Consider the following 18,770-nt stretch of genomic DNA (forward strand, 5'->3'; position numbering starts at 1 on the left):
GATGACGACACCCGTGCTGCAGATCGCGATCACGACCGGTGAACCCGCGGGTGTCGGTCCGGAGCTGACCGTGCAGGCATTGCAGGACGCCGCGCGGCGCTGGCCGGATGCACATTTCACCGTGCTCGGCGACGCCGCGCTGCTCGATGCACGTGCGGCGGCCGTCGGTGCCGACCGCGCGGTGCTCGCCGGCGCCGGCCCGGTGTCGGTCGAGCATCACGCGCTCGCCGCGCCCGCGCACGCGGGCACGCTCGACGCGGCCAACGGCCGCTACGTGCTCGGGCTGCTCGACGCGGCGATCGACGGGGCGGTGGCGGGGCGATACGACGCGATCGTCACCGCGCCGCTGCAGAAGAGCACGATCAACGATGCCGGCGTGCCGTTTACCGGCCACACCGAATATCTCGCGGAACGCACGCACACGCCGCGCGTCGTGATGATGCTGGCGGGTACCGGCGAGCGGCCGCTGCGCGTCGCGCTCGCCACCACCCATCTGCCGTTGAAGGACGTATCGGCCGCGCTGACGATCGACGGTCTCGTCGAGACGCTCGCGATCATCGATCACGATCTGCGGCGCGACTTCGGTCTCGCCGCGCCGCGCATCCTCGTGACGGGGCTGAACCCGCACGCGGGCGAGAACGGCTATCTCGGGCGCGAGGAGATCGACGTGATCGCGCCGGCACTCGCGCGCGCGAACGCGCAGCGCATCGACGCGCGCGGCCCGTATCCGGCCGACACGCTGTTCCAGCCGCGCTACCTCGCGGATGCCGATTGCGTGCTCGCGATGTTCCACGATCAGGGCTTGCCGGTGCTGAAGTACGCGACGTTCGGCGAGGGCATCAACGTCACGCTCGGGCTGCCGATCATCCGCACGTCGGTCGATCACGGCACCGCGCTGGATCTGGCCGGCACGGGCCGCGCGGATCCGGGCAGCATGGTCGCCGCGCTCGACACGGCCGTCACGATGGCGCGCCATCGCCGCGCGTCCTGACGCGCGCCGGCCTTCGCGGCCTGACTTTACTCGCAGTATTTTTCGTTTTTCTCAGTCGATGTCGAACAGCAGACAGCACCAAGGCCACTTCGCGCGCAAGCGCTTCGGGCAGAACTTCCTCGTCGATCACGGCGTGATCGACTCGATCGTGTCGACGATCGGCCCCGCGCGCGGCCAGCGGATGGTCGAGATCGGCCCCGGGCTCGGCGCGCTGACCGGGCCGCTGATCGAGCGTCTCGCGACGCCCGAGTCGCCGCTGCACGCGGTCGAACTCGACCGCGACCTGATCGGCCGCCTGCAGCAGCGCTTCGGCGCACTGCTGGAGCTGCACGCGGGCGATGCGCTCGCATTCGATTTCCGCTCGCTCGCGGCGCCCGGCGACACGCCGTCGCTGCGCATCGTCGGCAACCTGCCGTACAACATTTCGAGCCCGCTGCTGTTTCACCTGATGACGTTCGCGGACGCGGTCATCGACCAGCATTTCATGCTGCAGAACGAAGTCGTCGAACGGATGGTCGCGGAGCCGGGCACGAAGGCGTTTTCGCGGCTGTCGGTGATGCTGCAGTACCGCTACGTGATGGAGAAGATGCTCGACGTGCCGCCGGAATCGTTCCAGCCGCCGCCGAAGGTCGATTCGGCGATCGTCCGGATGATTCCGTACGAGCCGCACGAACTGCCGGACGTCGATCCCGTGCTGCTCGGCGAAGTCGTCACGGCCGCGTTCTCGCAGCGCCGCAAGATGCTGCGCAATACGCTCGGCGACTATCGCGAGACGATCGATTTCGACGCGCTCGGCTTCGATCTCGCGCGCCGTGCGGAGGACGTGAGCGTGGCCGAATACGTCGGCGTGGCGCAGGCGCTTGCGGCGCTGCGTCGTTAACGCCGTTCCCATCGCCCCCGCTTCATTGCGTCTTCCAACATCCCCAGTGTGAGCGATCGCCCTCCTAGCGATTCTCGCGCCTTCGCGCTGAACGGCGACTTCAACGCAGCCAGCACTACGTCACGCCTTCGCATACTCGCGGATGGAACGTAGTAGGCGACATTGAAGTCGCTGAGGTCGACGTGAAATCGTTTGCCCCACATCTGTATGACGTTCACGATTTTGGGTGGTTCCCAATCGAGATCGTGATACAGATCCATATCGCGAGTTAATTCATCGTCCAGCCCGAATACTCCGGCGGCGCGTACTTCCCGTATGAATTGCTGAAGTTGGGGCCACGCATCGTCCATTACAGTCGATCCTCACGTTTTACTCGTCCGTTGTATTCCATAACCGATTTGTACCCGATCATTGCCACATCGACAGCAGTAATCGCCCAGCCGACTCCCGGAATCGCGCGGCCGACGAATACACCAATATGGTTCGTCAACTTCACTCGTAATCGCGCTACACTGGTCCATGATGTGAACGTCGGTAAGATCCGATATTTTATCTCATAGGGCAATAGTGAGCGAGAGACCTTCGACGCGACCGAGGTCCCTTTTACTGCACCAGCGAATTTGCCTCGTGTTGAGAGAAACCGTGAGCCCGCAAGTATCATTGCAACACCTGCTGCATCGCTAACTCCCAACTCATCCATGGTTTTATCGATCGTGATCAAAAAGAATAGTTCTGCAGGTGTGAGGTTATTGTGTATTCCATATGCATATGTATTTTGCATGGCGATATGAAAATAAAATGAGATTGCAATAATAATGTATTATTTCCGGGGTGGAAGCCTGATTTATTTTGAGATATTTAAATATCTCGATATTGTGTGGATTTATCAGAATAACACCGCTGATGCGATGCGTTTTTCGCTGCGTCGGTGCTGCAGATTTCCCGTTAATCCTCTATTTTCCTTATTTCCCACGTGAGCCAATAATTGTTCGCGTCATCCACGCGGCCGAAAGGCTGTCACGTCTCGCGGAGGCCCGCGGCCAGCGGATTTTCGGCGACTCCGGTAGAATTTCCGGTTCCGGCAAGGCCCCACAGGAGTACAACACATGCGTTTGCTGCATACGATGCTGCGAGTCGGCGATCTCGACCGCTCGATCAAGTTCTACACCGAATTGCTCGGCATGAAGCTGCTGCGTCGCGACGATTATCCGGAAGGCAGGTTCACGCTTGCGTTCGTCGGCTATGAAGCGGAGAGCACGGGCACCGTGCTCGAGCTGACCCACAACTGGGATACGCCGTCGTACGATCTCGGCAACGGTTTCGGCCACCTCGCGGTGGAAGTCGAAGACGCGTACGCGGCCTGCGACAAGATCAAGGCGCAAGGCGGCAAGGTCACGCGCGAAGCAGGCCCGATGAAGCACGGCACGACCGTGATCGCGTTCGTCGAGGATCCGGACGGCTACAAGATCGAGTTCATCCAGAAGAAGGCGCACTGAGCGCCGGATGAGCGGGTCGCGGCGCATTGCGCGCCGCGGGCAACGAAAACGGGCGATGCGGAGTGATCCGCATCGCCCGTTTCGCATTGACGTCGCGACCGGCGGCGTTACAGCGACGGCAGCAACTCGGGCGGATGATGCTTGAGCGTGTGCCGCGCTTCGCGGAATTCCGGAAAGATCGATTCGACCGTCTGCCAGAAGGCCGGGCTATGGTTCATTTCGCGCAGGTGCGACAGTTCGTGCGCGACGACGTAGTCGATGATCGACATCGGGAAATGGATCAGCCGCCAGTTCAGCCGGATCTTGCCGTCGCTCGAGCAGCTGCCCCAGCGCGTCGCGGCCGACGACAGCGCGTACATCGAATACGTGACGCCGAGCCTTTCCGCATAGACGACGAGGCGTTCGCCGAAGATCCGCTTCGCTTCGTTCTGCAGCCAGCCCTGCACGCGATCCTTGATCTGCTGCATGTCGGCCTGCACGGGCAGCGGCAGCGACAGCCGCAGTGCGTCGGCATCGAACGCGACGGCGCTCGCGCCGAGCGCGATCGTCACGGTCTTGCCGAGATACGGAAGTTGCGCGCCGTCGCGCCAGTCGATCTGCGGCAGCGCGCGCTGCTCGGTGCGGGTCTTCCATTCGGCGAGCTTCGCGAAGATCCAGCGCTGCTTCTCGGCGATCGCCGCTTCGATGTCGGCGAGCGTGACCCAGCGCGGCGCGGTGATCGACAGCCCGCTGCCGTCGATCGTGAAGCCGATCGTGCGGCGTGCCGAGCGCTTCAGCCGGTATTCGATCACGCGGCTGTCGAGCGCGAGCGTGCGCACGCGGGAGCGATCGGGCGGGCGGCCCGGGTCGAGCGGGGCGGTGGGCGCAGCCGCGACCGGCGTGGCTTCAGGCTGAGTGGGCGTGGGCGCCGCGGCGGGTGCCGACGGTGCGGCAGCCGGCCCGTCGAAGAGCGGCAGATCCATCTGACGATGATCGAGGGCTACGACGGCAGGCCGTGGCCGCGGACGCTTTTTCATCAATTCGCTTCGTTTCGTCGTACGCAACGGCGGCAATCCGGGCGCTTCAGATGCGCGCGGCATCGCGCGCACCCGCCTTGCCCGACTCGCGATACGCATCCGGGTCGATGCGGCGCATTTCCGCTTCGATCCATGCTTCGACCTGCGAGTTCAATACGTCCGGCGTTTTGCCCGCGACCGGAATCGGCTTGCCGATCGACACGGTGACCACGCCCGGGAATTTCGTGAACGAATTGCGCGGCCACACACGACCTGCATTGTGCGCGATCGGCACGACCGGTGCGCCGGTTTCGATCGCGAAGCGCGCGCCGCCCGTCTTGTACTTGCCCTGCTTGCCGACCGGCGTGCGCGTGCCTTCCGGGAACATGATCATCCATGCGCCTTCGGACAGGCGCTTCTTGCCCTGGCGGATCACCGACACGAACGCGTTCTTGCCTTCCCTGCGGTTGATGTTGACCATGTGCAGCAGCCCGAGCGCCCAGCCGAAGAACGGCACGTACAGCAGCTCGCGCTTGAACACGTAGCACAGCGGTTTCGGCATCAGCGCCGGAAACGCGAGCGTCTCCCACGCGGACTGGTGCTTCGACAGCAGCACGGCCGGGCCGTCGGGCAGGTTCTCGAACCCTTCGATCCGGTAGCGGATGCCGTTCAGCCAGCGCACGACCCACAGCGTGGACTTGCACCAGCCGGCTGCCATCCAGTAGCGCGCGTCGGGACGCATGAACGGAAACGCGATGAAGCACGCGGTGGCGTACGGCACCGTGTACACGATGAAGTAGATCAGCAGCAGCAGGGAGCGGACGAAGCGCATCGGCGTGGGTCTGACAGTAGGGAGGATGCGCGCGGCGCGCGCATCACTCGTGTTCGTGTGAAAGGAAATCGAGGGCGAACGCGCGCAGGTCGTCGTGGACCTTCGTGCCGTCGGGCAGGTTGCCCGCGGCGAGCGTCTTCTTGCCCTTGCCGGTCAGCACGAGGTGCGGCTGGAAGCCGACCGCGACGCCGGCCTGCAGGTCGCGCAGCGCATCGCCGACGGCCGGCGTGTGCTCGGGATCGATCTCGAAGCGCTCGGCGATCATCTGCATCATGCCGGGCTTCGGCTTGCGGCAGTCGCAGCGATCCTCGGCCGTGTGCGGGCAGAAGAACACCGCGTCGATGCGCGCGCCGACCGCGGCCGCCGCGCGATGCATCTTCAGGTGCATCTCGTTGAGCGCGGCCATGTCGAACAGCCCGCGACCGATGCCGGACTGGTTGGTCGCGACGACCACGCGATAGCCCGCGTGGTTGAGTCGTGCGATCGCCTCGAGGCTGCCGGGCAGCGCGATCCACTCGTCGGGCGTCTTGATGAACGCATCCGAATCGACGTTGATCACGCCGTCCCGGTCGAGGACGACGAGCTTGCGGTTGGGGCTGGTCGGCATCGTGCGGCCCTTATGCGGCGAGCTTCGAGATGTCGGCGACGCAGTTCATCTGCTGATGCAGCGCGGCCAGCAGCGCGAGGCGGTTCGCGCGCAGCGCGGGATCCTCGGCATTGACCATCACGTCGTTGAAGAACGTGTCGACCGGCGCGCGCAGCGCGGCGAGCGCCGACAGCGCGCCCGTGTATGCCCGTGCTTCGAGCTGCGACTGCACGTGCGGCGTCACGGCCGTGAGCTGTTCGTGCAGCGCCTTCTCGGCCGCTTCGATGAGCAGCGTCGGCTGTACCGCGCCGTTCGCGCCGCCTTCCGACTTCTTCAGGATGTTCGAGATCCGCTTGTTCGCGGCCGCGAGCGCTTCGGCTTCCGCGAGGCGCGTGAATTCGCGCACCGCGTCGAGGCGCGCGACGAGATCGTCGACGCGCGTCGGGTTCAGGCTCAGCACCGCATCGACTTCGCCGGCCGTATAGCCGCGCTCGCGCAGCAGGCCGCGCAGGCGATCCATGAAGAACGCGAAGATCGCATCGGTCGCTTCCGCGACGCCCGGCACGCCTTCGAAGCGCGCGTGGGCCGTGCGCAGCAGCGCCACGAGATCGAGCGGCAGCTGCTTCTCGAGCAGCAGGCGCAGCACGCCGAGCGCGTGGCGGCGCAGCGCGAACGGATCCTTCTCGCCGGTCGGCGCGAGGCCGATGCCCCAGATGCCGACGATCGTCTCGAGCTTGTCGGCGAGCGCGACGGCGGTCGACACCGGCGTGGTCGGCAGCGCGTCGCCGGAGAAGCGCGGCTGGTAGTGCTCGGCGCAGGCCAGCGCGACGTCGTCGGGTTCGCCGTCGTGACGCGCGTAGTACGTGCCCATCGTGCCCTGCAGCTCCGGGAACTCGCCGACCATGTCGGTCAGCAGGTCGGCCTTCGCGAGGCGCGCGGCGCGCTTCGCGTGCGCGGCATCGGCGCCGATCGCGGGCGCGATCTCGCCGGCCAGCGCCTCGAGGCGCTCGACGCGCGCGAGCGCCGAACCGAGCTTGTTGTGATAGACGACGTTCGCGAGCAGCGGCACGCGCGCGGCGAGCGGCTTCTTCTTGTCCTGCTCGAAGAAGAACTTCGCGTCGGCGAGGCGCGGGCGCACGACGCGCTCGTTGCCTTCGATGATCTCGCCCGGCGTCTTCGTGTCGATGTTCGACACGATCAGGAAGCGCGAGCGCAGCTTGCCGGCGACGTCAGTCAGCGCGAAATACTTCTGGTTCGTCTGCATCGTGAGGATCAGGCATTCCTGCGGCACCTGCAGGAATTCGTCCTCGAAGCGGCACGGGTAGACGACCGGCCATTCGACCAGCGACGTCACTTCGTCGAGCAGCGATTCGGGCATCACGACCGTGTCGCCGTTCGCGTGTTCGTTCAGTTGCATGCGGATCGTTTCGCGGCGATCGGCGAAGTGCGCGATCACGCGGCCCTTGTCGCGCAGCGTGTCGGCGTACGCGCGCGCATGCTGGATCGCGACGAGGCCGTCGGACAGGAAGCGGTGGCCGAGCGTGGTGTCGCCTGCGTCGATGCCGAACGCGGTGACCGGCACGACGCGATCGTCGTGCAGCACCGTCAGGCGATGCACCGGGCGCACGAACTTCACGTCGGAGCCGTCCGGGCGCTGGTAAGTCATGAACTTCGGGATCGGCAGCTTCGCGAGCGCTTCGTCGAGCGCGGCCTGCAGCCCGTCGGCGAGCGTCGCGCCGGCCGCCGAATAGTTGATGAAGAACGCTTCGGCCTTGCCGTCCTGCGCGCGTTCGAGATCGGCGATCGTCAGGTTCGGGTGGCCGAGCGCCGCGAGCTTCTTCGCGAGCGGGGCGGTCGGCCTGCCTTCGGCGTCGAGTGCGACCGACACGGGCAGGACCTTTTCGCGCACCTGCTTTTCGGGCGCGACGGCGCGCACGTTCTGCACGACGACCGCAAGGCGGCGCGGCGTGGCGTAGCGCTCGAATACGAGTTCACCTTCGATGAGGTCGCGCGCGGCGAGGCGTTGTGCGACGCCTTCGGCGAATGCGTCGCCGAGGCGCGCGAGGGCCTTCGGCGGCAGCTCTTCGGTCAGCAGTTCGACGAGCAGGGGGGCGGGATGATTGTGCGTCATGTCTGGAATAAATCTCGTCTCGTCAGTCCTGATCGATCTTGCGTTCGACCTTCAGCGGCGGCGCCCATGCCGGCTGCGCGGCGTCCTGGGCGTCGGTGGTGAGGCCCGGCACGCCCGGCGGGTTGCCCAGCATCGGGAAGCCGAGCTTCTCGCGCGAGTCGTAGTAAGCCTGCGCGACGAGACGCGACAGCGCGCGGATGCGGCCGATGTACGCTGCCCGCTCGGTGACCGAGATCGCGCCGCGCGCGTCGAGCAGGTTGAACGTGTGGCCGGCCTTCAGCACGAGCTCGTACGCGGGCAGTGCGAGCTGCGCGTCGATCATCTTCTTCGCTTCCGCTTCGTAGCTGTTGAAGAACGTGAACAGCAGGTCGACGTTCGCGTGCTCGAAGTTGTAGGTCGACTGCTCGACCTCGTTCTGGTGGTACACGTCGCCATACGACAGGCGGCGCAGCTCGGGGCCGTTCGGGCCTTGCTCTTCCCACTCGGTCCACACGAGGTCGTACACGTTCTCGACCTTCTGCAGATACATCGCGAGGCGCTCGAGGCCGTACGTGATCTCGCCGAGCACCGGCTTGCATTCGAGGCCGCCGACTTCCTGGAAATACGTGAACTGCGTGACTTCCATCCCGTTCAGCCACACTTCCCAGCCGAGGCCCCACGCGCCGAGCGTCGGGTTTTCCCAGTCGTCCTCGACGAAGCGCACGTCGTTCTGCTTCAGGTCGAAGCCGAGCGCCTCGAGCGAGCCGAGGTACAGGTCGAGGATGTTTTCCGGCGCCGGCTTGAGCACGACCTGGTACTGGTAGTAGTGCTGCAGGCGGTTCGGGTTCTCGCCGTAGCGGCCGTCCTTCGGGCGGCGCGACGGCTGCACGTACGCGGCGCGCCACGGCTCGGGGCCGACCGCGCGCAGGAACGTGTGGACGTGCGACGTGCCCGCGCCGACTTCCATGTCGATGGGCTGGAGCAGGGCGCAACCCTGCTTGTCCCAGTAGGACTGCAGCGTCAGGATGATTTGCTGAAACGTAAGCATGAAGAGCCTTCGTGGCGCTGGCGCTCCGTTGCGGGCGGCGCTCCGGGCAGGGTCCGGAGGGTCGGCTCGCGCGGCGGCGCGGCTTGTTAGTGTGCTGAAACGCGCAATTTTACCGGATCGGCGGCCGGATGCGGCCGGAACGCGGACGAAGCGGCCGTCGACGGTGTTTTCGCCGCGTCCGTGCGGGGCACGCAATGCGGGGGGGCGGCCTCGGGCGCTGCGCGGCGACGGCGTTCGCGATGCGCGTGCGGAGCGGTTCCAGCGGGCGCCAAGTTGCGCGTATCGCGGTGCGCGCGACCGTTGTCGCGCGACCGATCGCCGATTCGCGGAGCGCGTGGACGGCTCGAACGACCTCGCGGTCGCGCTGCGTCACGCGTTCCGGTCGTGGCCGCCCTTCGCACCGTTGCGGCGGCGCAGGCCGGGCCCGAACGTGAAGCCGAACGCGAGCAGCACCAGCGACACCGCGAGCACGATGTTGTTGCCGCTCGTCACGTACGGCGTGAAGCCGCTCGTGCCTTCGATCCGCACGTCGAGCGAGCCGATCGTGAACGGCTTCAGCTGGCCGAGCACGCGGCCGCGCGCGTCGATCGCGGCCGTCATCCCGGTGTTGGTCGCGCGCAGCATCGGCCGGCCGGTTTCGAGCGCGCGCATCCGCGCGATCTGCAGGTGCTGGTCGAGCGCGATCGTGTCGCCGAACCACGCGAGGTTCGTCACGTTGACGAGCACGCCGGGCGGTTGCGGATTGTCGCGGATCGTCGCGGCGATTTCCTCGCCGAACAAGTCCTCGTAGCAGATGTCGGCCATCACCGGCTGGTTGTGCACGAGGAACGGCTTCTGCACCGGCGCGCCGCGCGCGAAATCGCCGAGCGGCATCTTCATCAGGTCGACGAACCACCGGAAGCCCCACGGGATGAATTCGCCGAAGGGCACGAGATGGTGCTTGTCGTAGTGATAGATGTCGCGCGAGTGCGGCGTCACGCCGTACAGGCTGTTCGTGTAGTCGACGTAGTGGCCGTCCGGCGTCACCGACGCGCCGACCGCGCCGAACAGCACGGCCGAGCCGGTCGTGTCGCTGAACTTGCGGATCGCGACGGCGAACGGCTCGGGCAGTTCCTGGATCATCACCGCGATCGCCGTTTCCGGCGTGACGATCAGGTCGGCCGGCTTCTCGACGATCATCTGCTGGTACATCTTGATCGCGGCGTCGATGCCTTCCTGCTCGAACTTGATGTCCTGCTTTACGTTGCCCTGCAGCAGCCGCACGGTGAGCGGCGTGTTGGCGGGCACGGTCCACGTGGCCTGCGGCAGCGCAAGGCCGGCGGCGAGCAGCGCGACGGCGATGGCGGCCGGCGCGGCGATGCGCACGCGCGCGTTGCCGCCGGCGCGTCGTTCATGCGCGTTCGCAGGCGCGCGGCGCGCGGCGACGAGCGCCTGCGCGACCAGCGCCGCGAACAGCGCGAGCACCCAGCCGATCCCGTACACGCCGACGACCGGCGCGAAGCCCGCGAACGGGCCGTCGACCTGCGGATAGCCGCTCGCGAGCCACGGGAAGCCGGTAAACACGGTGCCGCGCAGCCATTCGCCGAGCGCCCACGCGCTGGCGAACGCGAATGCGCCGTGCCAGGTCGGCGAGAACGGCCGCGGGTCGGGCGTGCGCCGGTGCCACGCATGACCGGCGCAGAACGACCACAACCCGGCCGAGAACGCCGGGTACAGCGACAGGTACAGCGAGAACAGCACGAGCGCGCCGCCCGCGAGCGGCGCGGCCATCTCGCCGTACACGTGCATGCTGATGTAGAGCCACCAGATGCCGCTGATGAAGTTGCCGAAGCCGAACGCGCCGCCGGTGAGCGCGGCGCCGCGCCAGCTCGACGTGCGCGTCAGTTGCGCGAAAAACCAGACGAATACGACGAGCTGCAGCCAGCCGCCATGCGGCGTCGGCGCGAAGCTGAGCGTATTGGCCGCGCCGGCGAGCAGCGCGGCCGGGTAGTGCCAGCGCGGCAGCGCGCGGCCGGGCGCCGGCGCGATAAGACCGCCAGCCGGGCGGGACGGGATCGGATCGTCCATGTGAAACGGAAGGGGGCGAGCGGTTGAAGGAGGCGCGGCCGGCGCGAGACGGTCAGTCCTCGTGCGAGGTTTCGGCGCGGCGGCTCGCGAGCGGGTTGCGCCGCACCAGCAGCACGTGGACCTGGCGCGCATCGCCGCGCTGGATCTCGAACACGAGGTTGCCGAGCTGCAGCTTCTCGCCGCGATGCGGCACGCGACCGAAATGATGGGTGATCAGGCCGCCGATCGTGTCGACTTCGTCGTCGGGGAAATCGGTGCCGAACGTCTCGTTGAACTGCTGGATCTCGGTCAGCGCGCGCACGCGGTAGCGGCCATCCGGCCCCGAGATGATGTTGCCGGCTTCTTCGTCGAAGTCGTATTCGTCCTCGATGTCGCCGACGATCTGTTCGAGCACGTCCTCGATCGTGATCAGGCCCGCGACGCCGCCGTATTCGTCGACGACGATCGCAAGGTGGTTGCGGTTCACGCGGAAGTCGTGCAGCAGCACGTTCAGGCGCTTCGATTCGGGGATGAACACGGCGGGGCGCAGCATCCCGCGCACGTCGAATTCCTCTTCCGCATAGAAGCGCAGCAGGTCTTTGGCGAGCAGCACGCCGATCACGTTGTCGCGGTTCTCCTCGAACACCGGGTAGCGCGAGTGCGCCTTCTCGAGGACGAACGGGATGAAGTCTTCGGGCTTGTCCGCGATGTTGATCGCGTCCATCTGTGCGCGCGGCACCATGATGTCGCGGGCGCACAGGTCGGACACCTGGAACACGCCTTCGATCATCGACAGCGAATCGGCGTCGATCAGGTTGCGTTCGTGGGCATCCTGGAGGATTTCCAGCAGCTCCGTCCGGGATTCCGGCTCGGGCGAGATGAAGTCGGTCAGGCGCTCGAGCAGCGAGCGCTTTTCTTGCGGTTTGTCGGTTAGCTTACGACTGGGATACGAATCGTTCATGGTGGTGCGCCCGGGTCATGCCGGGGCGCGCTGTCACGGAGTAGGCAAGGATACACCAAGGGCATGGCGCGGCCGTGTCACACCGGCCGTCCGGCCGGGCTCAGGCGGCCCGCGCGAGCCCCGCTCGGGAACGGCCATGCCGCGCACGGCGCCGTCCTTCGTATCCATCCTATCTCAGAACGGGTTGCCGGGGCAGCGGCGGCAAAAATGCCGTGCGCCGAGCGCGCGCTACCGGCATCGCGCGAGCAGCCCTTCGAGCGCCCGGTCGGGGATGCCGCTCGCGCGCAGCGCATCCACGGTGCGGCTCACGTAGTCGAGCGTCGTGCCGTAGCGGCCGGCCGCGCAGCCGAACACTTCCTTCACGATCGGGTCGGGCAGCTTGCCGGTGTAGGTCGGCGCGTCGCGGCGCATCACGAACGCGAGCGCGTTCACGCGTTCGCCCGTCTCGAGCGAGCACGGCAGCCATGCGGGCCGGTACGAGCCCATCGGCATCTCGCGCTTCCACAAGGTCTCGAGATGCGGCTGCGCGGTCGGGCCCGCGAGCCGGAACGCGATGCCCGAGCACGAGCCGCCGCGATCGAGCGCGAGCACGAGCCCCGGACGTTCCGGGGTGCCTCGGTTCACGCGCGACCACAGGTAGAGCCCGCGATGGTAGCCGTGCACCTTGCCGCGCACGGCGGCGACGGTCGGCAGACCGGGGTTCCAGATCAGCGAGCCATAGCCGAACAGCCACAGATCCTGCTGGCCGTCCCAGTCGCGCATCGTGTGCGCGAGCGACGCCGCCAGCTCGTCTTCCGTCAGCAGCCGGCCCTCGCCGATCGACGGCGGGTAGGCGGGCGGCAGTGTCGCGGCGTGGTGCATGGTGGAGGCGCTGCTTACTGGTACGGGTTCGGGAAGCCCAGTTTCGCGAGGATGTCGACTTCGAGCGCTTCCATTTCGGCAGCGTCCTCGTCGCTCGTCTCGTGATCGTAGCCCTGCGCGTGCAGCGCGCCGTGCACCAGCAGGTGCGCGTAGTGAGCCGTGAGCGGCTTGCCCTGCTCGTGCGCTTCCTTCTCGACGATCGGGCAGCACAGCACGAGGTCGCCGATCACGGTGCCGTCGGGCGCCGCGTCGTACGCGAAGGTCAGCACGTTGGTCGGGTAGTCCTTGTGGCGGTAGCCGGCGTTCAGCGTGCGGCCTTCTTCGTCGCCGACGAAGCGCACGGTCAGCTGCGCGCTGGCGAACAGCGCCGGCTCGAGCCATTCGGCGATCAGCTTGCGCTTCGGGAGCGCCTTGCGCACGTCGCCGGTGATCTCGTCGCCGTACTGCACGGACAGCTCGAGTTCCGGTTCGCGCAGGTCGGCTTCCAGTTCCTCTTCACGCGGCGCGATCTCGGCGCCCACGTGCAGCGTCACGCTGTCGTAGTGCTCGGGCTGCAGCGCGAGCTTCGCGCGCATCGCCGGGTCGTTGTGCTGCGCCACGATCGCGACGGCCGCCTCGCCCGAGCTGCCCGACAGGTCGAACATCAGGCTGCGGCCGTCCGGGAAGTCGATTCGCAGTCCTTGTGCGTTGATGGTCCGGGCTTTGCCCTTCGCATCGAACAGCGAAACACGGGGGGAATCGGGCGCGGCGGACTGGTCGCGACCGGACTTGCGGGAGCGGGAAGATTTCATGACGGGTGAGGCGATTGGGACGCGTTGAGGATACACCAAACGGTCGATCGCGCCCGAATTCCAGCGCGCTTGCGCGCCGACGCAAAAAAGCCCGGCGCGCCGTCGGGCGGGCCGGGCCGTCGGCCGGTACGGCGCGCGGGCGCCGCCGGTGCTTCACGCGTCCTTGTGCTGAGCGTGGAAGTCGTCGTAAGCCTCGACGATGCGCGCGACGAGCGGATGGCGCACGACGTCCGCGCTCGTGAAGCGCGTGAGCGCGATGCCGCGCACGCCGCCGAGCACCTGCTGCGCCTCGACGAGGCCGCTCTTGTGGCCGCGCGGCAGGTCGACTTGGCTCGTGTCGCCGGTCACGACCGCCTTCGAGCCGAAGCCGATCCGCGTGAGGAACATCTTCATCTGCTCGGGCGTGGTGTTCTGCGCCTCGTCCAGGATGATGAACGCGTGGTTCAGCGTGCGGCCGCGCATGTACGCGAGCGGCGCGATCTCGATCATCTGGCGCTCGAACATTTTCGCCGTCTTGTCGAAGCCGAGCAGGTCGTACAGCGCGTCGTACAGCGGACGCAGGTACGGGTCGACCTTCTGCGCGAGATCGCCCGGCAGGAAGCCGAGCCGCTCGCCGGCCTCGACGGCCGGACGCGTGAGCACGATCCGCTTGACCTGGTCGCGCTCGAGCGCGTCGACCGCGCACGCGACCGCGAGGTAGGTCTTGCCGGTGCCGGCCGGCCCGATGCCGAACGTCACGTCGTGCTGCAGGATCTGCTTCAGGTATTCGCGCTGGGCGGGGGTGCGCCCGCGCAGGTCGGCGCGCCGCGTGTAGAGCTTCGGCGCCGGTTCCTCGTCGGGGTTTTCGTCGTCGGTCTGCACGGCCGGTTCGTCGAACGGATGGTCCGGGTCGCCGCGGAAACGCACGTCGAGCGTGTCCTGGCGGCCGTTGCCGGCGGTGTGACGCACTTCGACCAGCGCGAGCTGGATATCGTCGACCGACAGCGGATCGCGCGAACGGTTGTAGAAGTTCTCGAGTGCGGCGAGCGCGAGCTTCGCGCCGCGCCCGCGGATCGTGATCCGGTGGCCGCGCCGCGCGAGCGTGACGTCGAGCGCCTGTTCGATCTGCCGCAGATTCTCGTCGAGCGGGCCGCAGAGATTGGCGAGGCGCGCGTTGTCGTCGCGCGGCGCGGTGAATTCCAGTGCTTGGACGGTCTTCAAAGTAGCGTCGGGCTCCTGTTGAGCGTCAATCGGTCAGTGGGTGGCCGCGCTCGCGTCGTCGCTCACGAGCAGCAGCTCGCCGCGCAGCGAATGCGGGTACGCATGGTTGATCTTCACGTCGATCATCTGGCCGATCAGGCGCGGGTGCGACGCGAGCGGCGCCGGGAAATTCACGACCCGGTTGTTCTCGGTGCGGCCCGCGAGCTCGTTCGGGTCCTTGCGCGACGGGCCCTCGACGAGGATCCGCTCGACCTTCCCGACCATCGACTGGCTGATGCGCGCGACGTTCTCCTCGATGGTCGCCTGCAGATGTTGCAGGCGTTTGAGCTTGACCTCGCGCGGCGTATCGTCGGCGAGGTTCGCGGCCGGCGTGCCGGGGCGCGGGCTGTAGATGAACGAGAAGCTGGTGTCGTAGCTCATCTCGTGCACGAGCGCCATCATCTTGTCGAAATCGTCCTCGGTCTCGCCGGGGAAGCCGACGATCATGTCGGTCGACAGCGACAGGTCGGGGCGGATCGCGCGCAGCTTGCGGATCACCGACTTGTATTCGAGCACCGTGTAGCCGCGCTTCATCGCCATCAGGATGCGGTCGGAGCCGTGCTGGACCGGCAGGTGCAGGTGGCTCACGAGCTTCGGGACCTTCGCGTACGTGTCGATCAGGCGCTGCGTGAATTCCTTCGGGTGCGACGTCGTGTAGCGGATCCGCTCGATGCCGGGGATGTCGGCCACGTATTCGATCAGCGTCGCGAAATCGGCGATCTCGGTCGAACCGGCCGTCAGTGCGCCGCGGTAGGCGTTCACGTTCTGGCCGAGCAGCGTGACTTCGCGTACGCCCTGGTCGGCGAGGCCGGCCACTTCGGTCAGCACGTCGTCGAGCGGGCGCGACACTTCATCGCCGCGCGTGTACGGCACCACGCAGTAGCTGCAGTACTTCGAGCAGCCTTCCATGATCGACACGAACGCGCTCGGCCCCTCGACTCGTGCGGGCGGCAGGTGATCGAACTTCTCGATTTCGGGGAACGTGATGTCGACCTGCGCGCGACCGCTCGCGCGGCGCGCGTCGATCATCTGCGGCAGGCGGTGCAGGGTTTGCGGGCCGAACACGAGGTCGACGTACGGCGCGCGCGACACGATCGACGCGCCTTCCTGGCTCGCGACGCAGCCGCCGACGCCGATCAGCAGGCCCGGTTTCGCTTCCTTCAGCTCGCGCACGCGGCCGAGGTCGGAGAACACCTTCTCCTGTGCCTTTTCACGCACCGAGCACGTGTTGAACAGGATGATGTCCGCGTCTTCCGGGGTATCGGTCTTTTCGAGGCCTTCGGCCGCATTGAGCACGTCCACCATCTTGTCCGAGTCGTACTCGTTCATCTGGCAGCCGAAGGTCTTTACGTAAACTTTCTTGGTCATGGGGATTCGCCGTTCGCAGTGGTTGACCTGGGGGCGTCGTCAAGGGTGAATCGGGACGGCTGCTGCCGAAGCAGCGGCTCGGGCCGGCGCCTGCCGGTGCCTGTCGGCGCCGAAAGGGCGGACCGGGGCGCGCAGCGCGCGTCGAGCCTGGCGTGAACTGCGGAAAAAGCCGTCGGGGAAAGCCTTCCATTATAGCTTTACGCGCTGCCCGGGGCGGCCGGCGGGTTGTAGCCGCGCGACGCCAGTCCTCATGCTCGGGCCCCGATATGCCGCGTGGCCAGCGATGGCGGCGGCCGTCAGCGGCACGCGTTCAGCAGGTCGTCGTGCGCCGCTTCCTCGCGTGCGAACCGCTCGACGAGGAAGTCGAGCAGCGCGCGTACGCGCGGCGCCATGTAGCGCTTGCCGGAATAGACCGCGTGCAGCGGTGCGCTCTGGTGCCGCCAGTCGGGCAGCAGCACCTTGAGCCGCCCGGCGCGGATGTCGTCGGCGACATCCCAGATCGAGTTCAGCACGATGCCGCGACCGCGCAGCGCCCATTCGCGGGCGAGGCCGCCGTCGTTGGTTTCGAACGCGCTGGCGAGCGGCACGGTGCAGGTCTGCGTGTCGTCGCCGCGCGTGAAGCGCCACGTGTTCATCGGCCCGGACGCGACCGTGATCACGTTGCATGGAAAGCGGGCCAGATCGTGCGGATCGCGCGGCTCGCCGTGCCGTTCGACGAACGACGGCGCCGCGCACGGCACGCGCCGGTCTGCGGCGAGCCGGCGGGCGACCAGCGCGCCGTCCGGCGGCGCGGCGAAGCGGATCGCGAGGTCGATCTCGTCCTGCCACAGGTTCACCGTCGAGTCGGACGCCGTCAGCGAGAACGTCACGTCCGGGTAGCGTGCGGTGAATTCGTCGAGCCAGTCGAGCAGCCGGCGGCGGCCGAAGTCGGACGTCGCCGACAGCCGCACCCGGCCGCCGACGACGTTGCGGCCGGCCTGCAGCAGCGCGTTTGCGTCGTCCAGCGCCTGCAACGCCTGCCGGCAGCCGTTCAGGTACAGGCGGCCCTCGTCGGTCAGCCGCAACTGCCGGGTCGAACGGTCGAACAGCCGGGTGGCGACGGCCGCTTCCAGCTTCGCGAGGCGCGCGCTCGCAGCGGCCGGCGTGAGATTCAGCTTGCGCCCGGCGGCCGACAGGCTGCCCAGTTCGGCCGCCTCGACGAACAGCCGGATATCGCCCAGTCGATCCATCGGATTTTTCACTGTTTTTTGAAAATGGTTCAAGTGCCACGCCAATTATCAAAGATCGGCGTATTCGGGACAATGCGCGCACATCGCCCTTTTTGTGCGGTGCGGCACGGCTCCCGCGCCGCGTCCGTCGCCTTCCGGAGAACGTCATGCCTATCCCGTTACTGGCGCTCGCGATCAGCGCGTTTGCCATCGGCACCACCGAATTCATCATCATGGGGCTCTTGCCCGAAGTCGCGCGCGACCTCGCGGTGTCGCTGCCGTCGGCCGGGCTGCTGGTCACCGGCTATGCGCTCGGCGTCGCGATCGGCGCGCCGCTGCTCGCGGTGCTGACGAGCCGCATGCCGCGCAAGGCCGCGCTGCAATTGCTGATGGCGATCTTCACCGTCGGCAACGTGCTGTGCGCGGCCGCGTCCGGCTACGCGATGCTGATGGTCGCGCGCGTCGTCACGTCGTTCGCGCATGGCTCGTTCTTCGGGATCGGCGCGGTGGTCGCCGCGTCGCTCGTGCCGGCCGACAAGCGCGCGAGCGCAATCGCGCTGATGTTCACCGGGCTCACGCTGTCGAACGTGCTCGGCGTGCCGTTCGGCACGTTCGTCGGTCAATTGCTCGGCTGGCGGGCGTCATTCTGGATCGTCGCCGTGCTCGGCGTGCTGTCGCTCGGCGGCGTCGCGCTGCTGGTGCCGAACCGCCACGACAGCGGGCCCGTCGGCCTCGGCCACGAGGTGCGCGTGCTGAAGGAGCCGCAGGTGTGGCTCGCGCTGCTGATGACCGTGCTCGGCTTCGGCGGCGTGTTCGTCGTGTTCACCTACATCGCGCCGATTCTCGAGAGCGTGTCCGGCTATTCGCCGCGCTCGGTCGCGCTGATCCTCGTGCTGTTCGGCGCGGGGCTGACGGTCGGCAACACCATCGGCGGCAAGCTCGCCGACCGCGCGCTGATGCCGTCGCTGATCGCGATCCTGATCGCGCTGATGGCCGTGATGGCCGTGTTCGCGAAGACGAGCCACCTGCCGGTCGCGGCCGCCGTCACCGTATTCGTCTGGGGGATCGCCGCGTTCGCGACGGTGCCGCCGCTGCAGGCGCGCGTGGTCGAGAAGGCCGCGAGCGCGCCGCATCTCGCGTCGACGCTGAACATCGGCGCGTTCAACGTCGGCAATGCGGGCGGTGCGTGGCTGGGCGGGCTTGCGCTGGAGCATGGCTTCGCGCTCGATGCGCTGCCGTGGGTCGCCGTCGCGGTGACGTTCGCGGCGCTCGTCGTCACGTGGATCGCGATGCGGCTCGATGCGCGCGCGCCGGCGCGCGGCGCGGCACCGGCGGCGCATTGAGCGAAGCGATGAGCG

The 18,770-nt window shown here is 67.3% G+C and carries 18 protein-coding genes; 4 read left to right on the forward strand and 14 right to left on the reverse strand.

The features are described from left to right. Window position 1: 1 nt before the first annotated feature. Window positions 2–991: a 4-hydroxythreonine-4-phosphate dehydrogenase PdxA gene (gene pdxA, locus O1Q03_RS29140; RefSeq protein WP_269507503.1), complete on the forward strand. Its 990-nt coding sequence runs from the start codon at window positions 2–4 to the stop codon at window positions 989–991. Window positions 992–1,049: 58 nt separating this feature from the next. Continuing rightward, window positions 1,050–1,871: a 16S rRNA (adenine(1518)-N(6)/adenine(1519)-N(6))-dimethyltransferase RsmA gene (rsmA, locus tag O1Q03_RS29145; RefSeq protein ID WP_269507505.1), complete on the forward strand. Its 822-nt coding sequence runs from the start codon at window positions 1,050–1,052 to the stop codon at window positions 1,869–1,871. Here the strand turns inward: rsmA and O1Q03_RS29150 are convergent. Both O1Q03_RS29150 and O1Q03_RS29155 read right to left on the reverse strand, forming a co-directional pair. Beyond that, window positions 1,868–2,221, reverse strand: coding sequence for a DUF1493 family protein (locus tag O1Q03_RS29150; protein WP_269507507.1), 354 nt, complete (start codon window positions 2,219–2,221; stop codon window positions 1,868–1,870). The two genes, rsmA and O1Q03_RS29150, sit on opposite strands and share 4 nt — an antisense overlap. Continuing rightward, the gene (locus O1Q03_RS29155; RefSeq protein WP_269507508.1) at window positions 2,221–2,652 is read right to left on the reverse strand and encodes an STM2901 family protein; all 432 of its coding nucleotides are present in this window, start codon (window positions 2,650–2,652) and stop codon (window positions 2,221–2,223) included. The genes O1Q03_RS29150 and O1Q03_RS29155 overlap by 1 nt, the downstream gene beginning before the upstream one ends. Before the next feature lie 325 nt (window positions 2,653–2,977). Between O1Q03_RS29155 and gloA the strand changes: the two genes are divergently transcribed. Beyond that, window positions 2,978–3,367 (forward strand): lactoylglutathione lyase, encoded by a 390-nt coding sequence (gloA, locus tag O1Q03_RS29160; RefSeq protein WP_269507509.1) that lies wholly within the window; start codon window positions 2,978–2,980, stop codon window positions 3,365–3,367. A 107-nt stretch (window positions 3,368–3,474) separates the two neighbouring features. Here gloA and O1Q03_RS29165 read toward each other — a convergent pair whose 3' ends face one another. The 12 genes from O1Q03_RS29165 to O1Q03_RS29220 all read right to left on the reverse strand — a co-directional run bounded on the left by O1Q03_RS29165 (window position 3,475) and on the right by O1Q03_RS29220 (window position 17,433). After that, window positions 3,475–4,383 carry a M48 family metallopeptidase gene (locus tag O1Q03_RS29165; protein ID WP_269507510.1) on the reverse strand — a complete coding sequence of 303 codons (909 nt, stop codon included), beginning with the start codon at window positions 4,381–4,383 and terminating at the stop codon, window positions 3,475–3,477. Window positions 4,384–4,429: 46 nt separating this feature from the next. Further along, window positions 4,430–5,194 (reverse strand): lysophospholipid acyltransferase family protein, encoded by a 765-nt coding sequence (locus O1Q03_RS29170; RefSeq protein ID WP_269507511.1) that lies wholly within the window; start codon window positions 5,192–5,194, stop codon window positions 4,430–4,432. Between the two features lie 43 nt (window positions 5,195–5,237). Next, on the reverse strand, window positions 5,238–5,801 hold the full coding sequence (gene gmhB / locus O1Q03_RS29175; protein ID WP_269507513.1) for a D-glycero-beta-D-manno-heptose 1,7-bisphosphate 7-phosphatase: 564 nt from the start codon (window positions 5,799–5,801) through the stop codon (window positions 5,238–5,240). Window positions 5,802–5,811: 10 nt separating this feature from the next. Then, window positions 5,812–7,911, reverse strand: coding sequence for a glycine--tRNA ligase subunit beta (gene glyS, locus O1Q03_RS29180; protein WP_269507516.1), 2,100 nt, complete (start codon window positions 7,909–7,911; stop codon window positions 5,812–5,814). A 22-nt stretch (window positions 7,912–7,933) separates the two neighbouring features. Further along, window positions 7,934–8,938, reverse strand: a complete 1,005-nt coding sequence (gene glyQ, locus O1Q03_RS29185) for a glycine--tRNA ligase subunit alpha (RefSeq protein ID WP_006477868.1) — start codon at window positions 8,936–8,938, stop codon at window positions 7,934–7,936. Between the two features lie 369 nt (window positions 8,939–9,307). After that, window positions 9,308–11,005 (reverse strand): apolipoprotein N-acyltransferase, encoded by a 1,698-nt coding sequence (gene lnt / locus O1Q03_RS29190; RefSeq protein WP_269507517.1) that lies wholly within the window; start codon window positions 11,003–11,005, stop codon window positions 9,308–9,310. A gap of 52 nt (window positions 11,006–11,057) precedes the next feature. Then, the gene (locus O1Q03_RS29195) at window positions 11,058–11,945 is read right to left on the reverse strand and encodes an HlyC/CorC family transporter (protein ID WP_269507518.1); all 888 of its coding nucleotides are present in this window, start codon (window positions 11,943–11,945) and stop codon (window positions 11,058–11,060) included. A gap of 228 nt (window positions 11,946–12,173) precedes the next feature. Next, entirely contained in the window at window positions 12,174–12,806 is a 633-nt protein-coding gene (locus O1Q03_RS29200; RefSeq protein WP_269507520.1) for a gamma-glutamylcyclotransferase, read from the reverse strand. A gap of 14 nt (window positions 12,807–12,820) precedes the next feature. Continuing rightward, the gene (ybeY, locus tag O1Q03_RS29205; RefSeq protein ID WP_269507521.1) at window positions 12,821–13,597 is read right to left on the reverse strand and encodes an rRNA maturation RNase YbeY; all 777 of its coding nucleotides are present in this window, start codon (window positions 13,595–13,597) and stop codon (window positions 12,821–12,823) included. A gap of 153 nt (window positions 13,598–13,750) precedes the next feature. Further along, window positions 13,751–14,797 carry a PhoH family protein gene (locus O1Q03_RS29210; RefSeq protein ID WP_269507522.1) on the reverse strand — a complete coding sequence of 349 codons (1,047 nt, stop codon included), beginning with the start codon at window positions 14,795–14,797 and terminating at the stop codon, window positions 13,751–13,753. A 33-nt stretch (window positions 14,798–14,830) separates the two neighbouring features. Beyond that, on the reverse strand, window positions 14,831–16,204 hold the full coding sequence (miaB, locus tag O1Q03_RS29215; RefSeq protein ID WP_269507523.1) for a tRNA (N6-isopentenyl adenosine(37)-C2)-methylthiotransferase MiaB: 1,374 nt from the start codon (window positions 16,202–16,204) through the stop codon (window positions 14,831–14,833). 296 nt (window positions 16,205–16,500) lie between these two features. Then, a complete protein-coding gene (locus O1Q03_RS29220; RefSeq protein ID WP_269507524.1) occupies window positions 16,501–17,433 on the reverse strand; it encodes a LysR family transcriptional regulator in 933 nt (310 codons plus the stop codon). Window positions 17,434–17,579: 146 nt separating this feature from the next. On the opposite strand from O1Q03_RS29220, the gene O1Q03_RS29225 reads away from it, so the two are divergent. After that, entirely contained in the window at window positions 17,580–18,755 is a 1,176-nt protein-coding gene (locus O1Q03_RS29225) for an MFS transporter (RefSeq protein WP_269507525.1), read from the forward strand. Window positions 18,756–18,770: the final 15 nt, after the last annotated feature.

Origin of the sequence: Burkholderia sp. IMCC1007, from assembly GCF_027257875.1 — a bacterium.
Lineage (GTDB): Bacteria > Pseudomonadota > Gammaproteobacteria > Burkholderiales > Burkholderiaceae > Burkholderia.